Here is an 18,474-nt window from a genome sequence, read left to right as displayed (position 1 = left end):
CCTCCACCTCACACAATAAACTCAATCCCGGTTAAAAAGCCCGTCACCACCAAAGAGTCTGCGGTAAGGCATTTAATCACAAGGCCACGGCCGGAAAAGCGGACAATCAGCTTGCCCGTTTTAATCCGAACTACATCGGTATCATACTCAAGCACGCCGCTGCAGCCGTCTACAATTACTTCCTGATTCCCGTTGATTTCCATATGGGACGGCATTTTCAGCGGCGCCGTCAGCTTTTGGATATTCACTTTTTTAACCAATCTCATCGCCGCCCTCAACGTTTTGTCACATAAAGCCTATGCGAACGGTGGCGTAAATATCCGCGCGGCGGCATATATATAATTTTGTAGTGCTCAGATAAAGCAGGGAATAATGGTAGAAATGGTGGTAGATATATGAAAATCAGACAGAGCCTTCTGCTCATTCTTACATTTCTCGCCGCGTGTGCGCTGCTCATTTTCCCGGCGGAAGCGGCAACCGGCGCAAAAAACGGAATCTGCTACTGCCTGCAAATCCTGGTTCCATCCCTGTACCCATTCATGGTATTATCCGTATTCATTGTAAAATCCGGACTTTCCGATAAAATTGGAAAAATATTTGAAGGCCCCTGCCGCACGGTCCTAAAGCTTCCGGGAAGCGCCGCCGCGACCATTCTTATGAGCGCGGTCGGCGGGTACCCCACCGGCGCGCGCGGGATCGCCTCCCTGTATGAACGCGGCTCCTTAACGGAAAAGCAGGCGGCGCGCATGCTGTGCTTCTGTGTAAACGCCGGGCCCGCCTTTGTAATCAGCGCGGTAGGCGCCGGTTTTTTAAGGAATGCCCGCGCAGGCGGGATTCTTTTTGCTTCGCAGCTGATTGCCTCCTTTTTCCTAAGCATCCTGTGCAGCATCCCGGCAAAAAATGAAACGGTGCCACGCGGAACCGGAAAGCAGCGGAAAACCGGGATGGCGGACGCGCTTGTGCTTTCGGCGGCAGACGCCGCTCACGCAATGGTCGGGATGTGCTGCTTTGTCATCTTATTCGCCGCTTTTTTAAATCTGTTCCGAATCTGGGTAACGCACCCGGCTGCCTCGGCGGCACTATCGGCATTCATGGAGGTAACGGGCGGATGCTCCGACCTTACAAAGCTTGGGGTTCCGCTGTGGGCGTTTTCGCTTGCCATCGGCTGGGGCGGGGTCAGCGTCCATTTCCAGATTCTCTCCTTTTTTACCAACGTCAAGGTTCCTCTTGCCCGATTTGTTTTTTACCGCGTGCTGCACGGGCTGCTCGCCGCGCTGACCACCGTACTGCTGATACGGGCATTTCCGGTTGATACCGAAGCGTTCAGCAATATCGCAAAACCGCTTACTCCGGCTCTTTCCGGCTCGGTTCCCGCTTCTGCGGCATTAATTTTTCTTTGCATCGCACTCATAATCTGCCTTCCTCGTGAAAAACTGGAATTTGAAGATACCTAATGCTATAATAGGGTTGTCAAAGAAATTCTATACACCCGAAGATTACATTTTTGAATTTTAGGAGAGCAGAAAATGTTTGGGAAGAAAAAAGAAAAGTTATTTGGCAATAATATTGAAATCAATTGCAAATACTGCGCAAACAGTACCGACTTTGACGGAGCGGACGTCTGCACCCTTGGAAGGTATCTTCAGCCGGACGGAAGCTGCAGCCGTTTCTCCTACGACCCGCTGAAACGCTCACCGAATAATCTTCCGCCTTTAAAGCGCTACCGCGCGGATGATTTTAAACTATAAACAGCACCTCTATGGTATAAAAAACCACCGCGAAATTTTCACGGCGGTTTTTTTTAGCCCGTATCGATGAAAAACCTTTGCGGGAAATCGGGTTTCTCCATCCGGTTTTCGTTGTATTGAATTATAACATAATCGGGGCCGTCCGTCTAACCGACTCGGGTTTCCAAAGGATATATAATTCTTCATTGCCATATGCACGTCTTTACGCTATACTAAAAAAGAGGTGATAAAATTGAGAAAAGGCTTGTCCATTGCCGAGTTTGTGCTCGGAATCATTACCGCATTATGCGGCGCGGCGGTTGTTGCGCTGAGCGCCGTCAGTCTGAAACAGGAAAACTGAACGATTTACTGAAACCGCACCGTTGTTCCATTGGAACACAGGTGCAGTTTTGTTTCTACAGGATTCTTCTTCCGGAGCGGTATAAAAACATAAGAAAAACATAAACTATTCAAATAACAATAACAGAATCGGAGAAAATAATGAACGAAAAACGCTTTAAAAGGCTGCCCCGGCATATTGGAATTATTCCCGACGGAAATCGAAGATGGGCGGTAAAAAACGGATATGAAAAACAGGACGGATACCGGTTCGGCATCCAGCCCGGTTTTGAGCTTTACAGGCTTTGCCTGGAACTGGGCATTCAGGAAATGACATTTTATGGCTTTACGATTGACAATACCAAACGCCCAGCTGTACAGACCTGGGCGTTTCAGAAAGCCTGCGTGGACGCGGTTCAGAATTTGGCAAATCAGGACGCCGACCTTCTGATCGTCGGCAATACGAATTCCCCTTTGTTTCCTCCGGAACTGCTTCCCTATTCCGAGCGGGTCAAATTCGGCCGCGGGCTTATGAAAATCAATTTTCTCGTAAATTACGGCTGGAACTGGGATCTTAGCTGTTCGCTGAAAAATACGGATGCAAAATTTAACGGAAATCTGGCAAATACGATCGCATCCGCCGATATTTCAAGAATCGACCTGATTATCCGCTGGGGCGGTCGGCGGCGTTTAAGCGGTTTCCTGCCGATCCAGTCGATCTACGCGGATATTTACGTTTTGGATGAGCTTTGGCCCGATTTTAAACCGGAACAGTTCTACAGAGCATTGGAATGGTATCAGGAACAGGACGTCACGCTCGGCGGCTAAAACAGCATTCCATAAATGCCAAGAAGAATGACAATCGCGCCAGACAGAAGCGAAACGTAACGGGACAGAAATTTTGGGATGCAGCGTTCTCCCACATGGTATCCCAGGGCAATAAACAGCATACTTACGATAAAAGTGCAGAGGGTTGTGGTATAAATTTCAAGGCCTGCAAAGCTTGCGCCTACGCCCATTCCGAAATTATTAATCGTTAGTGCCAGAGCGAGAACGGCGGATTCCTTTGCATCAATCGTGCCCGAACAGTCCATATCCGCTTTTTCAGGCTCTTTCAGCATACGGTTCAGATCGATTTTTTGTCCTTGTTCTTCCGGTTCCTTCTTCTGCGGCTTTTTAAAAAAATCCTTTAAGAACCAGATCCCAATTCCGATCAATAAAATACTGCCAATTCGATTGGATGCGCCTGCAGGAAGATATCCGGATACCGTTTTCCCAATCGACATAGAAAAAAAAGTACCGGCGCCAATAATGGCGGCAATGAAAAAATTAATAAAAAATCCAATTTTAATCTTACGCATGCCAAATGTGATTGCAACGGCAAAATTGTCTAGATTTGCAGAAAGAGCAAATAGAAACGCAGAAAGAAAATTCACATGCATTCACCCGCCAAGCGCTTTTATTTCTATAATAATGCAGCAGGCGAATTTTTGTGCAAGGCCTCGATTCCATATATTCTTTTCCATTTTCCTATAACAAAATATACTAGCGGTTCAGAAGGATAGTGCTCGCGATTCTGGCAAAGCTATATCTGTTCGCAGACTTTATATTTAGGAGGAGAAGCGAATGACGACACATGAAACGCGTACAGAAACCAAACCATCAAGCGGAGGTTCAGAACTTTTACGGTGGATAGGAAGGTTTGTCATTGTAGCAATTATCCTTATGGTTGTATCCTTCTTAACCCCCGGATTTACCATCCAGGGATTGTGGTCGTTCTTACTGGCTGCGGTAGTGATCAGCCTACTCGATTATCTTGTGGAAAGAATCATGGGCATTGATGCTTCGCCATTCGGCAAAGGATTAGCTGGATTCTTCATTTCCGCGGTCATTATATACGTCACACAATTTTTGGTGCCCGGTATGAGTGTTTCCATTATCGGCGCAATACTCGGTGCCTTGGTAATTGGTGTTCTGGACGCCCTGTTCCCGGTCAGGGTAATGTAAAACGGGGTTAAAAAAGGGGGCTGCCAAATGGCAGCCCCCTGATTTTTTACTTACCCGATAAATTGCTGTGTCCAGATATACTGTCCTTTTGCATTTTTTGCAATGCCTACGCCGATCTGCGTAAAGGAGGAATTCAGAATATTGGCTCTATGGCCCGAGGAGTTCATCCAGCCCTGCATAACCTGCTGGGGAGAAGTCTGGCCCATTGCAATATTTTCACCAGCAGTACGGTAGCTGATGCCAAACTGCTTCATCATATCAAACGGCGAACCATAAGTCGGGGAAGTATGGTCAAAATAGTTTAACTTCGCCATATCTTCGGACTTCAGGGTTGCTGTTTTAGTAAGCTGAGAATTTACCGTAAGCGCTTTTAAACCGGCTTTTGCTCTTTCCTGATTGACAAGCTGAACGACCTGATTCTGGAAAGAGGAATAGCTTCCGGTTAAGGCTGTGTTTGAAGAATCACTCTGGGAAGCAGGTTTGGAGCTGGTTGCGGATTTGGAGCTTGAAGAATTCGGTTTTGACAAAGAGCCGGAGCCCGACGTGCAATTGAATTTCGACAGGATTTCACTAACCGTTATTTTCTTGTTGCCAATAACACATATACCGTTCCCGTTTGCGTTTTTCGTGCAATTGCTGCTTGCGCTATTTGTATAATTTCCCAAGCTGCAAGTGCTGCCGCAGGTATTCCCTGTCTTGCAGTTTGCAGTCACACAACTTCCGCTGCTGCATACAGTATTCCCCGCACAGTCAGAAGCCGTTTGGCAAGCTGTATCTGCTGTTTTGCCCGCCGCCTGTCGGCAGGTGCTTGAAGTACTGGCGTTCTGTTTCGTGGAAATACAGTTGCTGTTTTGTGTGATTGCCGCTACTGCAGGAGAATTCTTCGCAACGGTACTTGTTACCGTGTTACCATTGGTTGGTATGGCCGATGCGTTGTTATTAATAATCGCGCCTACTGTACCGGACACAAACACACAAGCTATTAAAGCAAGTATTTTCGTTTTCATGTATTATCTCCTTTTCTTTTCTTCTGGGGTCCCCGATTGAAAGGTTACATATTTGTAACTTTTCTTATTACCAATAGTAACACCATCGGGTTAAGAAGACAATACTGAAAATTATGTAAACTAATCCATATTCTGGTTAGGAATTCAATTTCCGAATAATATCATACGCCTGATCCGTATTTTTAATAAAGCCCTGCACAGTCGTATCAATGCCGCTGTAATCATTGAATTCCACAAAAGCGTTGCTCAGCATATCCGCAAGCTCCTGCGGGAAATCCTTTCTTGCGGCAAGCGCGTCCTTCGGAATCTCTTCGGTGCGGGCGATAATACAGATCTCATCCGTAAACAAACCGTCTGCGCGGGCCTGGTCATAAACCTCGTCATAGGTCGCTCCGGCATCCACTTCCCCGGAAAGAACCGCGTTTAGAACATTATTATGATTCCCCAAAAAGACAACCTTTTCGAAGATCGTATCAGGATTCATATGGTTTTGCTTGATCATATCCCTAGCATACAAATAACCGGAAGCGCTTTTTTCATCGACATAAGCGAAAGTTTTTCCCGGGAGGTCGTTGATGGAGCGCACCCTGCCGTCCTTGCGCGCGATGATGAAGCCGTTATAGGAACAGCGGCCATTGACCTTCGGCGTTACCAGAACATTCGCACCGAATTTTTGGTGTGCATTTACATACGCAAAAGGAGAAAACCAGCCGATATCAATAATCCCTTTTCCAACACTTTCACTCAGCGCGTCGTAGCTTCGTACAATCAGCGTGCGGCATTTCAGCCCGATGCTGGAACAGACACGCTCCAAAATAGGCACATAAGTCTTTTTTATGCGCTCTGGCTCAACAAAAGGATTGACTCCAAAGATGATTTCGTTTGCCTTTTTAAAATGCAAAGCGTTAAGCTGCAGCGATTCCGACGTTTCCCCGATTTTGTTGCAGAAATCAAGAACCGTCTGGTTTTTCTTTTGCTGTACATCCACCATCTGTATCGCTTTGTAGGAAACATCGTGCGTTTCCTGTACGGCGTTCGCAACAGTACTGACGGCGCTTTCAATCTCGCTGGCCGTGTTTTTCTGCATGATGGACTCTTCCGTAATGGCAACAAGCGAACTTTGAACATCTTTTAAAATTGAATTGATGCCTTGAATAATTTCCGTCGACTCATTGACGATATTATCCACATTCTTCATCTTATCCCGGATATCGGACATCGCCGTATTGGACGTATCGATTTTTTCGATAATGTTTTTAACAACGCCTTCAATAACAGAAATCGCTTCGTCCGTCTGAACCGCAAGCCTTCTGATTTCGCCGGCAACCACCGAAAACCCGCGCCCCGCCTGCCCGGCTCTGGCCGCTTCAATCGCGGCGTTCAGGGCAAGCAAATTTGTCTGGCTGGAAATTTTGCGGATATAATCCACAATTTCATTAATTTTATTGGAGGATTCCTGAAGCTCAAGATTGCTGTCGGAAGCCACTTTCACCCTGGAGGTAAGGTCGAGAATAAAGTCGCCGATCCCGCGCAGGGTTTGTTCGTTTTTATCCAGCATTTCCACCGAGGTTTCGGAATGCTCCTTGATTTTCACGATACCGGAATTTAGCGCGTTGCATATGCCAGCCAATTCATTGATGCTTGCATTGATTTCTTCGGTACTGGCGGCATTCTGCTCACTCAGCCTTTCAATATCATAAGAAATCTCCGTAAGTTTCTCAAACGTTTTCATATTATCCTTTGAAAGCCAAATGAGCTGCTGGGAATCAAACCCCATCGTCTCCGCCACACGAAACAGTTCCTCGCCTAAATCACTTTCGTTTTGCGGGTTCTGCGCCGTAGAATAGGAAACTTCGCCCGTTTCGCCAAAGATAGCGTTGGCGCCGAAAAGAATAAGAGCGCTGCCGATAACAGAGAAAAGGAACCCCGCCACACCGTTAAAATGGAATAGCAATGCTATTCCCTGCAGGAGAACAATTCCCGCTAAGGAAATCAGCAAAGGTTTTTTGAAAGTCGTATTCATTTCCCTACCGCCTTGAAATTCAGTTCAAAACTGATTAAAATTTTACTCTTTTACGTTTATTCCATGTTTAAATTTCACAACGACAAACTTATATGTATTATATTTCAGGTGTAAAATTTTGTCAATTAAAATTACCTTATGAATATTTTTTTAAATTTTGGTGAAATATACTGAATATTTAAACAGATTAGTAAAAAAGCTTCCAAAGAAATGGAAGCTTTTTCTGAATTTATTTGCTACTTTAGAATTTTATCTAATATGTTCATAATTTCATTCAATTTTTCATTTGAGTCGGTGGAATCCCCCTTTTCAAGGGCTTCCCGCACACAGGAATCCAGATGCGCATGCATAATTTCAAGGTTTGTTTTGCGCAAAATCGCCTGCGTTGCCATCAACTGGTTGGATATATCAATACAGTAGCGGTCGTCCTCCACCATTTTCAGAAGCCCGTCCAGCTGGCCTCTGGCCGTTTTCAACAAGCGGGTTATTTTCGCTTTATCCGCTTTCATTTTTGCCCTCCGCCTTTTCTTTCATTATTTCCCGAACAATCCCTTTTTCTCTTGAATAGAAACCGCCTCGTAGCCGGCTTCGCTTACCGCATTTTTCAGAACCTCGTCGGAGACATCCGCTTTCAGCGTTACTGTGGCTTTTTTTTGCTTCAGATCCACCTTCGCCACGACCCCCTCGATGGCGTTCAGGGCTTTTTCCACCCTAGCCTTACAGTGCTCACAGCTCATGCCGTTGATTTGAATTACTTTTTTCATCATTGAATCTCCTTCCGTTTCTGATAATAATTGTTGCTTCCGCACGCCCCAGTCAGGCCGGAAAAACTTCAGCCGGAGTGCGTTTGTCACCACACAGACCGAGCTCAGGCTCATTGCCGCCGCGGCAAACATCGGGTTCAGCTTCCAGCCGAACAGGGAATAAAACGCGCCGGCCGCAAGCGGAATGCCTATGCTGTTGTAAAAGAACGCCCAAAACAGGTTTTCCTTGATATTCCGGATAACCGCTTTGCTAAGCTGAATGGCGGTTACCGCATCCTGCAAATCGTTTTTCATAAGCACAATATCCGCCGATTCCATTGCAATATCCGTTCCCGCGCCAATGGCGATGCCGATATCCGCCCTTGCTAGAGCCGGCGCGTCGTTGATGCCGTCCCCCACCATGGCAACCTTCCGGCCGGACTGCTGGATTTTACGGATTTCGCTTTCCTTATCCTGCGGGAGCACCTCAGCCACAACCCGGTCGATCGCAAGCTGTTTCCGGATGGATTCGGCTGTTTTTTGATTATCGCCCGTGAGCATGACAACATCCAGTCCCATGGATTTTAATTGCCGGATTGCTTGTTCACTAGTGGGTTTTACCACGTCGGCCACGGCGATGATGCCCATCGGCTTTTTGCTTTTTGCAAAATACAGAGGTGTCTTCCCGCTTTCCGCGAACGCATCCCCCTGTTCCCCAAGAGACGACACATCCACTTCCATGCGGTTCATATAGGCCAAATTCCCGGCGAAGTACGGTTCTCCGTTGATTTCCGCCGTGATTCCCAGCCCGGACAAGGCGTTAAAATTCTGTACGGGTTGAGGGTGGATTCCCATTTCCTCTGCTTTCTCTACGATTGCCTCTGCCAGGGGATGCTCCGAAAGCTTTTCAATGGATGCCGCCGCTGTAAGCAATTCCTGCTCCGTCACACCTTTGGAAGCGACCATATCCGTTACAACCGGCCTGCCCTCCGTTATGGTTCCCGTCTTGTCGAGGACAATCGTTTTTACCATATGGGCGGTTTCCAGCGCCTCGGCGGATTTAATAAGGATACCGTTCGACGCCCCCTGACCGGTTCCTACCATAATCGCCACCGGCGTGGCCAGCCCCAGCGCGCACGGACAGGAAATAACCAGCACGGAAATTCCTATGGACAGGGCGAAGGGAAAGGATTGTCCTACAAAAAGCCATACGGCTGCGGACAGCACGGCAATCGCGATGACCACCGGAACAAAAACGCCGCTGATTTTATCCGCAAGCTTGGCAATCGGCGCTTTGGAGGCACTTGCGTCCTCCACAAGCGCAATAATCTGCGCCAGCGTGGTGTCGTTTCCTACTTTTTCCGCCCTGAATTTTAAGAAGCCGGACTTATTCATAGTTGCGGCAACCACCTTGTCGCCCGCTTGTTTTTCTACCGGAATGCTTTCGCCCGTAAGCGCGGACTGGTCAACCGCCGAGTTTCCTTCCATGACTGTGCCGTCCACCGGAATACTCTGTCCCGGCCGGACAAGCACGATATCCCCCACTACAACCTCTTCGACCGGCACCTCCGCTTCGGTTTCCCCGCGCAGGACGGTCGCCGTTTTCGGAGCCAGGTTCATCAGCTTTGCAATCGCCTCGGATGTTTTTCCCTTTGACCGCGCTTCCAGATATTTGCCAAGCGTGATCAATGTCAGAATGGTTGCGGCCGACTCAAAGTACAAATCCATGCTGTACTGCATTACCAGTTCCATCTTATGGTGCCCAAGCCCGTAGCCGATTGCATAAAGGGCAAACACACCGTACAGCAGAGCAGCCGACGAACCGACGGCGATCAGCGAGTCCATATTGGGCGCTCCGTGAAACAAGGTTTTAAATCCAACCTGATAATATTTCCGGTTGACATACACAATCGGAAGGGTGAGCAGGAACTGGGTAAACGCGAAGGCAAAGGCATTCTCGGTCCCATGCACCAAATCCGGCAGGGGAAAGCCCAGCATATGCCCCATGGAAAGATACAGAAGCGGAATCAGGAACGCGAAGGAAACAAGCAACCGGAATTTCATGGATCGGTACTGTTCTTCGACGGAATTGCTGCGCGTATCTTTTTGGGCCTGCACTTCCCCCCGGTGAAAAACCGACACGCCGTAGCCCGCTTTTTCTACTGCTTTTATAATGGCGCTGTCCCCGGTCAGCGCGGGGTCATAATCAACAGTCATGCTGTTTGTCAGCAGATTTACATTAACCTTTTGCACGCCTTCCAGCTTGCTGACGCTCTTTTCCACATTCGCCGAGCAGGCGGAACAGGTCATCCCTGTAACTTGAAATTTTTGATTCATCAAAACACCTCCCACCCCGGTGGGGTGTATAGTCAGTATAAGCTCGGATATCCCTTTTGTCAACTGGATTTTATCTAAATTTTTTTAAAAAAGCTCCCCATCTTCGTGCGTTTTCAAACGCCCGCCGCGTTGCATAAATCCTGTTTTGTGCTAAACTTATATATTGGCTATTACGTTAGGAGGTCTATTTTTTGAAGAAAGGCTATCTTTACATCATTCTCGCAACTTTCTTTTTCAGCTCAATGGAAATCGCCTTGAAAATTTCCGCCGGTAGTTACAACCCCATTCAGCTAACTTTTTTAAGGTTCTTGATCGGCGCGCTGGTGCTGCTGCCGCTGGCGGTGCGTGAAATCCGGAAAAAGCAGATTTCTTTCCGCTTTAGCGACTGGAAATTCTTCTCATTAACCGGATTCATCTGCGTCGTTGTCAGTATGATTTTATATCAGCTCGGGATTGTATTTTCCAAAGCCTCCGTAGTTGCTGTCCTGTTCAGCTGCAACTCGGTTTTTGTTATCCTGTTTGCTTATCTGGTTTTAGCGGAAAAAATATACCGCCATACAATCCTTTCGATTGTGATCAGCGTCGCGGGTATGCTTGTCATTATTAATCCCGCCCACCTATCCGGCAATGCGGCGGGGATTGTTTTTTCCATCGGCGCGGCAATCACTTTCGCTCTATATAATGTAATCGGCCGGACAAGGAGCGACCGTTACGGAGGCATTACGCTGACCTGTTTCAGCTTTCTGTTCGGATGCGCCGAAATGCTTATTTTTATTGCGGTTACGCACATTTCCGCCGCAGCAGATTGGTTTGCCGGCGTGGGATTCCCCATGTTCGCAAACGTGCCGATCCTTGCCGGAATCCAACCGTCTTTGCTCCCGGGGCTGATCTACGTCGGTATATTTGTCACCGGTCTGGGATACACCTTTTACTTCCGCGCAATGGAGGAAACCTCAGCCGCAACCGCTTCCCTTGTTTTCTATATTAAACCTGTGCTTGCGCCGATCTTTGCTTTTATTGTGCTGAAAGAACCCATCTCAATGCAAATGTCCATCGGCATTCTTCTGATTATTATTGGTTCCTTTCTTTCGTTCATACCCGGCATCCGTCTTAAAAAGGCAAGCGAAGAGCGCAAAAGCCTTTCGGAAGATATTTAAGAAATCAAAAGTGCATTTAAGGCGGAAACTGGTGAAACAAAACACAGCCAAAACGGGCCATCCGCGGGAATTGCTCCCGCGGATGGCCCGTTCTTTCTCTTTCTTTATTCCAGTTCAAACTGCCCTGTATAAAGCTGATAGTATTTCCCACGCTGCTGAATCAGATCGTCATGGCTACCGCGCTCAATGATTTCCCCGTTCTCCAGAACCATGATGGCATTCGCGTTATGAACCGTAGACAGGCGGTGCGCGATTACGAACACCGTACGCCCTTTCATCAGCTTATCCATTCCCTTTTCAATTAGGGCCTCTGTCCGGGTATCAATCGAGCTTGTCGCTTCATCCAGAATCAGTACCGGAGGGTCGGCAACCGCCGCGCGGGCAATAGCCAGAAGCTGGCGCTGGCCCTGGCTCAGGTTCGAGCCGTCGCCGGTCAACATTGTATCGTAACCCTGCGGCAGATGCCGGATAAAGTAATCGGCGTTTGCCAACTTTGCCGCCGCAACAACCTCTTCGTCGGTGGCATCCAGCTTACCGTAGCGGATATTTTCCCGCACGGTCCCGGTAAACAGATGGGTATCCTGCAAAACCATGGCAAGCGAACGGCGCAGGTCGTCCTTGCGGATCTTTTTGATATTTATGCCGTCGTATACGATCTTTCCTTCGTTTACGTCGTAAAAACGGTTAATCAGGTTGGTAATGGTGGTTTTCCCCGCTCCGGTGGAACCCACAAACGCAATCTTCTGCCCCGGTTTCGCATAAAGGGAAACGTCATGCAGAACGGTTTTCTTTCCGTCATAGCTGAAGGTAACGTCTTGGAAACGGACGTCGCCGTTCAGCTTCGTATACGTGGTCGTACCGTCGCTGTGCGGATGCTTCCATGCCCAGAGCCCTGTGCGCTCCGACGTTTCCGAAAGGCTTCCGTCCTCATTTTCTTTTACATTGACAAGCGTTACGTAGCCATCATCCGTTTCCGGCTCGGCGTCGATTACTTCAAAAATACGCTCCGCACCGGCAAGCGCCGCCAGAACCACGTTGAATTGCTGCGAAATCTGGGTAATCGGCTGCGAAAAGGTTCTTGTGTACTGCAGGAAGGAGGCGATCGAACCGATGTCCATTCTTCCGGTAATCACAAGCGCCGCGCCGACGGCGGCCGTCATTGCGTAGTTTACATAGGTAAGGTTGCCCATAATCGGCATCAGGACATTTGCGAAAAAGTTCGCGTTAGTCGCCGCCCGGCGCAGATTTTGGTTCAGTACGCCGAATTCCTTCTTCACCTGGTCTTCATGGCAGAAAACCTTAACCACCTTCTGCCCTTCAATCAATTCTTCAATATATCCGTTTGCGGCGCCGATCGCCTTTTGCTGTTTTTTAAAGTAATCGGCGGAATTGCCACCGACTTTCTTAATAATCAGCAGCATAACCGCAAGCATAAGCACAATAAGTAGCGTCAGGATCGGGCTGAGCACGAGCATAATGATAAAAGTTCCTACCACGGTAATCGCGGAGGACAAAAGCTGCGTTACGCCCATGGAAATTGCCTCGCGCAGGGTATCGACATCACTCGTAAAACGGCTCATCAGTTCCCCGTGCGTATGCGTATCAAAGTAGCTGATTGGAAGGTCCTGCAGCCGGTTGAACAAATCCGTACGCACAGCATTCAGCGTCCGGTTTGCCGCCTTTACCATAAGCTGGGTATATAGAAATGTGGCGAGGACGCCGACAAAGTAGACGCCACCCATTATGAAAACCATCTTTACAAACAGCAAAAGATCCTGGGCCGTAACCGGTTTGCCGATCAGCGGCACAATGCTGTTCACCACAGGTTTTATAAAATACGTACCCGCAACATTTGCGCAGGAAGCAATCAAAACAAAAAGAATGATAAGAATGAACCTTACCTTCTGACGGACAATGTAGCCCATAACTCTGGATAAGGTTTTCCGGATGCTTTTCGGCTTTGCACCCGTTGCAGCTCTTCTCGGTCCCGGCATCAGTCAGCAACCCCTTTCTGTTGGGATTCGTATACCTCGCGATAAATTTCGCTGGTGTGCAGCAATTCCTCATGGGTTCCAACCGCGCTGATTTCTCCTTCGTTCATTACGATAATCCGGTCGGAATCGCATACCGAGGTAATGCGCTGTGCAATGATAATGGTGGTAATATCCCGGCGCTTTTCCCGAAAGGCTTCGCGGATTTTTGCGTCCGTTGCGGTATCCACCGCGCTGGTGCTGTCGTCTAGAATCAGAATCTTCGGGTTCTTCAGCAACGCGCGCGCAATGCAAAGGCGCTGTTTCTGCCCGCCGGACACATTGACGCCGCCCTGCCCCAAGTCGGTTTCGTAACCGTCCGGGAAGCTCATAATGAAGTCGTGCGCCTGTGCTGCTTTACAGGCCTCCACAATCTGCTCGTCCGTCGCGTTTTCATTTCCCCACTTCAGGTTTTCCTTGATCGTTCCGGAAAACAGCACATTCTTTTGCAGCACCATGCTTACCGCGTCGCGAAGCTCCCTGATTTTATAGTCCCGAACATCTCTGCCGCCGACAAGCACCCGGCCCTCGGTCGCATCGTACAAGCGCGGAATCAATTGGACCAGCGTGCTTTTCGCACTACCCGTCGCGCCGATAATGCCGATGGTTTCCCCCGATTTAATATCCAGATTAATATGCTTGAGGATATTCTCGTGCGCGCTGCGGTTGTAGCGGAACGAAACGTCCTCGAAGCAAATGGAGCCGTCCTTGACCTTAAGCCCTTCCTCCGCTCCCTCGTCCGTTATATCAATACGTTCTTCCAGCACTTCCACAATGCGGCTTGCGGAAGCCCTGGATATAATCATCTGAATAAACACCATGGAGAGAAGTATCAATTGAATGAGAATCTGTGTAACATAACTGACAAAGCCGATCAGCTCACCGGTCTTCATCCCGCCGACGATAACCATGTTGCCCCCGAACCACATGATGGACACAATGCAGGCATACATGGTCAACTGCATGACGGGCATATTCAATTGAAGGATGCGCTCCGCCTTAATAGAGGCGGTCATCAGGCCATCGTTTGCATTTTTGAATTTCATCTTTTCATGCATGGAACGCACAAAAGCCTTTACCACACGGATGGATATCAGGTTTTCCTGCACCGAAGCGTTCATCGCGTCGTATTTCCGCAGCATCGCCTGAAATTTTGGAAATGTGGCAATTCCGATGGTAAACAGCATGAACGCCAGTACGGGAATCGCCACCAAGAAAATGGTTACCAGCCTGGAATTGATATAATACGCCATAAAGGTAGCACCCACCAGCATAATCGGCGCGCGCACCGCAATGCGAATCAGCATCATAAACGCCATCTGCACATTGCTAACGTCCGTTGTCAGCCTGGTAACCAGCGACGCGGTACTGAATTTGTCCACATTCGAAAAGGAGTATTCCTGTACTTTTTCAAATAATCCGGCGCGTATCTCGCTGCCGAAGCCCATACTGGCAACCGACGAAAAGCGCGCGGAAACAGTTCCCATCAAAAGGGATAGCAGCGCCATGATAACCATAATCCCGCCGGTCCTAACCACATAGGAGATATCCTTGCTGGAAATCCCTTTATCGACAATCTCGGCCATTAACACCGGGATCCGAATTTCAATTAACACCTCGCAAATAATGGTTGCCGGCGCAAGGAGCGTAGCCCACCAATATTTACGCACAAAAGGTGCAAGCCTCTTTATCAAATGGATCCTTCCTTTCCCCGCAATTGCGCATGTTTTTCATTTGTCATCGTTTGAATAAGAGAGAACATCGTTTTACCTCGGAATTCATCCGTTGTCAAGTTTGCTATCACACGGCTCAGATACTCTTTAAACAGAGCGGTCTCCTCTTCCGAAAAACCTTCGAACATCTGCAAATCAATCATATCAAACGCCCGGCGGCATTGATTCATCTGAGCCCTTCCCTTTTCGGTAATCGAAATACGGGTGCGCCGCAAATCATTTTCATCGTTTTCTTTTTCCAGCAGTCCGGTTTTCTGCATACGCTTAACGGAAGTCGCTATGGAAGGCGGGGACACTTGAAGCGTATCCGCAAGCTCTCTCTGCGTGCATTTCTCGTGCTTTTCCACATATTCCAAAATTGGAAATTGCCCAAAATAAATATCCGTCGCCGAAAGTGCGCGGTGAACGTATATTCGGTGAAGGATATGGATCTGTCCCAACAGACCAACGATAAAGCGTATATCGTCATTCATCAAAATCCCCTCCTTATAATTTAACCGGTTAAAAATTAACCGGTTAACTATTTTAATCCGATTATTGTGAAAAGTCAAGATAAAAATTAATCCTTATTTTGCATAGCGGCAAGTACAAAAGTATGAAAGCATAAATCGGGCGTCCCGTATGTACGGTACGCCCCTTTGATTGTCTACTTTTGCTCCGCTGTTTGCATTTTACTTCGGTTTTAAAATTCCGAAAAGAGAAACCGCCCCGCAAAACGCGGAGCGGCTTTGTATATTATGGCTTAAATTATACCTTCTGTAATTTGCTTGTAAGTACTTTTTGTAATATTTCAGAAATAAATACAATCTGTATTTATCTTTTCAGCACCCGCTTTACGATTGCAATTTCTTCCTTGCTGGGGAAAAGCAACTTGTAAAACGGCGTCTGTGTAAAACGGCAGAAAATAACAATGGAGGTTACCCCCTGCGCTGTCAGGGAAACAGAGGTCGACAATGCCGCGCCATTGATCCCCAAACCGGGAATTAGCAAAAAACTAAAGATGATGTTAAACGCCACGCCGATGGCAGTAGGGATAATGTTCAATTCCGGTTTGCCATAAGCCGCGATGGAATTATTAAGCACCTTCGCGTAAGTGATAAAAATAGAACCCACAATCAGGATGCGTAGCGCGGGAACAGCCGCAATATATTTCGGAAATATAATCGGTACGAAAACCTGTGCGACTACAGTCAGCAAAAAGGCACAGATGAAAGTGATATAGGTCACGATTTTACAGGACATCAGCGTCAGCTTCACCTTATCCTCCTGTACCCTCATTCCGGCAATCCGCGACATGATGACCATGCTGACAGCATTCGGCAAGAGCCAAACCTGCTCCATCAAAGTGGACGCAAAGGAATAAACGCCGAGCGCAGCGACTTTATAATACCCCTTTACAATAAAATTTGCGGCGTAAGTATTTAGGTAAGTCAAAATATTGGAAATATGGGATTTCAAGCTGTATTTTACAATCGCCCCGGCGCCGACAACAATGTCGTTTTCCTCCGGAATCTCTTGCTCCGGGCCGCGACGAAGTGCAAAAATGCACATAAAAATCATCGCAACCATAATCAGGATGCTGGAAAGGATAATCACCATCGGCGTTTTCCAGAAAAATACGCTGAACGCGAAAACCGTCGTCAGAATCCGCTGAATCAGCGTAATGATATTGTACGCGCTGAATTTATTTTCCCCGCGCAGAACACAGGTGTAAATCGTGGATAAAAAGGAAAAGACACCGTAAACAACGGCGAGCGCGCTGTAAAGAAACGGAGTATCGGCAAAGTAACTGTCCCGAAGGATGAACACGCTGGCAAAGCCCACAACGGCAATCAGCACAATAATCCAGATACAAATGGTTGTGAGCGCCTTTCTCACATTTTTCAAGCCGTAGCGAGAGGTGTAATAAATAACCGCCGAGCTGACGCTCATGGATAGGAAAGTAACCAAAAGCGTGCCTACATACTGCAATTGGGTAATATACCCTTTGGAAGCCGGATCCAGAATGCCGGTGATAACAAGCGAGGAAACAAAGCCCATAACCGCGCCGAAAAGGGTGGTTCCGAAGGTACTGAGTGCATCACGCACGATCGAACTTCTGATTTTCGGTTCTTTTTTATCTTTCATCAACGAAACTCCTAATACCTTAATCTGTACAAACATGCATAAGGTATATTATAGCATGGCAGATGAAAGATAACAATATTTGGGGAATTATTGCCGCAGGCGGCCGGTAATTTTATAATCAAACAGAGCCTTAGAGATGGCAAGGAATAAGGGGACCGCCACGCAGTCCGCGATAATGGCATTGGTCAGGCTTGCGCAGCCCTTGGTTATTAGGAGCATCTGAATCGCCTGTGCGGAATTTCCCAAAAGCACCGCTTCAATATAGGATTTGGTCAGGTACAAAATACTATAGGTAAGGGACCCGGAAACCGCGGCTATGATCAGGCGGGAAAGTTTTTTCTTCGCCTGCTTCCCGCCGTTTGCTATGGTTCCGCACACAAACGCCATGATAAATTTAAAGACAAGCGTAAAAGGCGCGCTGGAGGCCCAGCCTCCGGTTATGTCGAAAATAAACGAACCGACTCCCGCGGCAAGACCCCCGTAAAGCGGCCCGAGCACAAGGCCGGACAGGATACAGAACACATTTCCCAAACTGAGCATCGTTCTATCGCCCAAAACAGGAATTGGGATATTCATATAGGTTCCAACCAGCACCAAAGCACCCATCAGCCCAGTTAAGGCAATACTTACCGTCGTTTTTTTATTCTTCAGCATATTCATAAAAAGTCCTCCTTAGCCACGCAGTTCCGTCCCGCCGAGGCGGTTTTTGATATTCACCCTGTCCAGCGCATTGCCGGCAAGAATATAAATAACCGCGCTCGAACCAGCCTGAACCAGGTTTGCGGGGATTTCCACCAGCGGGGATACAAAGCTGTGGTAGAGAAACACTTGCGTAAGATAGTATCCGCCGACACAGATAGCACCTGCAAAAACCGCAGCGGCAATATTCCGCTTCGTAACAATTTTCCTGCCCGCCGAAGCAAAGCAAAGAACCATTGCCGATTTTATCAGGAAGGTCGGAAGGGCGTAAACAACGCTTCCGGTCATCGCATCGGACAGCGCCTCCCCGATTCCTCCCGCCGCAACGGCAAGCGGCGTAGGCAGGACGCTTGCCGCAAGGTAAAGCACCGCGTCGCCCAAATGGATATATCCGCCCGTCGCCGGGGTTGGAATGTGAAGAACATATGCTGTAACCAAAAAAATCAGTGCGGCAAACAAAGCCGTCAAAACATAGGTTTTTGTATTGTATTGTTTCGTCTCCATAAAAACCACTCCTTTTCTTGAACTGCTTTAAAGCTGTGCTA

17 protein-coding genes are annotated in these 18,474 nt (G+C 47.9%); 5 read left to right on the top strand and 12 right to left on the bottom strand.

Features of this window, described 5'->3' with window-relative positions:
* Positions 1-8: 8 nt before the first annotated feature.
* A complete protein-coding gene (locus P9B68_RS03605; RefSeq protein WP_135660611.1) occupies positions 9-266 on the bottom strand; it encodes a YabP/YqfC family sporulation protein in 258 nt (85 codons plus the stop codon).
* A 129-nt stretch (positions 267-395) separates the two neighbouring features.
* Here P9B68_RS03605 and P9B68_RS03600 point away from each other — a divergent pair, with 129 nt between their 5' ends.
* The 3 genes from P9B68_RS03600 (at position 396) to P9B68_RS03590 (ending at position 2,894) form a co-directional block, all read left to right on the top strand.
* Entirely contained in the window at positions 396-1,454 is a 1,059-nt protein-coding gene (locus P9B68_RS03600) for a sporulation protein (RefSeq protein WP_277668468.1), read from the top strand.
* A gap of 72 nt (positions 1,455-1,526) precedes the next feature.
* Positions 1,527-1,748, top strand: coding sequence for a hypothetical protein (locus P9B68_RS03595; RefSeq protein ID WP_135660615.1), 222 nt, complete (start codon positions 1,527-1,529; stop codon positions 1,746-1,748).
* Between the two features lie 480 nt (positions 1,749-2,228).
* Entirely contained in the window at positions 2,229-2,894 is a 666-nt protein-coding gene (locus tag P9B68_RS03590) for an undecaprenyl diphosphate synthase family protein (RefSeq protein ID WP_277668467.1), read from the top strand.
* Here P9B68_RS03590 and ytaF read toward each other — a convergent pair.
* Positions 2,891-3,502 carry a sporulation membrane protein YtaF gene (gene ytaF, locus P9B68_RS03585; protein ID WP_277668466.1) on the bottom strand — a complete coding sequence of 204 codons (612 nt, stop codon included), beginning with the start codon at positions 3,500-3,502 and terminating at the stop codon, positions 2,891-2,893. The two genes, P9B68_RS03590 and ytaF, sit on opposite strands and share 4 nt — an antisense overlap.
* 190 nt (positions 3,503-3,692) lie before the next feature.
* Here ytaF and P9B68_RS03580 point away from each other — a divergent pair, with 190 nt between their 5' ends.
* Positions 3,693-4,073: a phage holin family protein gene (locus P9B68_RS03580; protein ID WP_135660621.1), complete on the top strand. Its 381-nt coding sequence runs from the start codon at positions 3,693-3,695 to the stop codon at positions 4,071-4,073.
* Between the two features lie 50 nt (positions 4,074-4,123).
* Here P9B68_RS03580 and P9B68_RS03575 read toward each other — a convergent pair whose 3' ends face one another.
* The 4 genes from P9B68_RS03575 to P9B68_RS03560 form a co-directional block, all read right to left on the bottom strand.
* On the bottom strand, positions 4,124-5,080 hold the full coding sequence (locus P9B68_RS03575) for a CAP domain-containing protein (protein WP_277668465.1): 957 nt from the start codon (positions 5,078-5,080) through the stop codon (positions 4,124-4,126).
* A 136-nt stretch (positions 5,081-5,216) separates the two neighbouring features.
* Positions 5,217-7,103, bottom strand: coding sequence for a phosphate/phosphite/phosphonate ABC transporter substrate-binding protein (gene phnD / locus P9B68_RS03570; protein WP_135660625.1), 1,887 nt, complete (start codon positions 7,101-7,103; stop codon positions 5,217-5,219).
* Between the two features lie 236 nt (positions 7,104-7,339).
* The gene (locus P9B68_RS03565; protein WP_135660626.1) at positions 7,340-7,612 is read right to left on the bottom strand and encodes a metal-sensing transcriptional repressor; all 273 of its coding nucleotides are present in this window, start codon (positions 7,610-7,612) and stop codon (positions 7,340-7,342) included.
* A 24-nt stretch (positions 7,613-7,636) separates the two neighbouring features.
* Positions 7,637-10,183, bottom strand: a complete 2,547-nt coding sequence (locus P9B68_RS03560) for a heavy metal translocating P-type ATPase (RefSeq protein ID WP_277668464.1) — start codon at positions 10,181-10,183, stop codon at positions 7,637-7,639.
* 191 nt (positions 10,184-10,374) lie between these two features.
* Here P9B68_RS03560 and P9B68_RS03555 point away from each other — a divergent pair, with 191 nt between their 5' ends.
* Entirely contained in the window at positions 10,375-11,340 is a 966-nt protein-coding gene (locus P9B68_RS03555; RefSeq protein ID WP_135660628.1) for a DMT family transporter, read from the top strand.
* Positions 11,341-11,444: 104 nt separating this feature from the next.
* Here the strand turns inward: P9B68_RS03555 and P9B68_RS03550 are convergent, their stop codons facing one another.
* The 6 genes from P9B68_RS03550 to P9B68_RS03525 all read right to left on the bottom strand — a co-directional run bounded on the left by P9B68_RS03550 (position 11,445) and on the right by P9B68_RS03525 (position 18,433).
* Positions 11,445-13,334: an ABC transporter ATP-binding protein gene (locus P9B68_RS03550; RefSeq protein WP_277668463.1), complete on the bottom strand. Its 1,890-nt coding sequence runs from the start codon at positions 13,332-13,334 to the stop codon at positions 11,445-11,447.
* Positions 13,334-15,064 carry an ABC transporter ATP-binding protein gene (locus tag P9B68_RS03545; RefSeq protein WP_277668462.1) on the bottom strand — a complete coding sequence of 577 codons (1,731 nt, stop codon included), beginning with the start codon at positions 15,062-15,064 and terminating at the stop codon, positions 13,334-13,336. Before P9B68_RS03545 ends, P9B68_RS03550 begins: the two co-directional genes overlap by 1 nt.
* Positions 15,061-15,576: a MarR family winged helix-turn-helix transcriptional regulator gene (locus tag P9B68_RS03540; RefSeq protein WP_135660634.1), complete on the bottom strand. Its 516-nt coding sequence runs from the start codon at positions 15,574-15,576 to the stop codon at positions 15,061-15,063. Before P9B68_RS03540 ends, P9B68_RS03545 begins: the two co-directional genes overlap by 4 nt.
* 340 nt (positions 15,577-15,916) lie before the next feature.
* Positions 15,917-17,230, bottom strand: a complete 1,314-nt coding sequence (locus P9B68_RS03535) for a lipopolysaccharide biosynthesis protein (RefSeq protein WP_167875223.1) — start codon at positions 17,228-17,230, stop codon at positions 15,917-15,919.
* An 87-nt stretch (positions 17,231-17,317) separates the two neighbouring features.
* Entirely contained in the window at positions 17,318-17,890 is a 573-nt protein-coding gene (locus P9B68_RS03530) for an ECF transporter S component (protein WP_135660637.1), read from the bottom strand.
* A gap of 12 nt (positions 17,891-17,902) precedes the next feature.
* A complete protein-coding gene (locus P9B68_RS03525; protein ID WP_135660639.1) occupies positions 17,903-18,433 on the bottom strand; it encodes a TIGR04002 family protein in 531 nt (176 codons plus the stop codon).
* Positions 18,434-18,474 lie beyond the last annotated feature (41 nt).

It is taken from the genome of Caproiciproducens galactitolivorans (assembly GCF_029266045.1).
GTDB classification, from domain to species: domain Bacteria; phylum Bacillota; class Clostridia; order Oscillospirales; family Acutalibacteraceae; genus Caproiciproducens; species Caproiciproducens galactitolivorans.
Note: the sequence above shows the minus strand (reverse complement) of the source record. Positions and strands in the feature narration are given on the sequence as shown.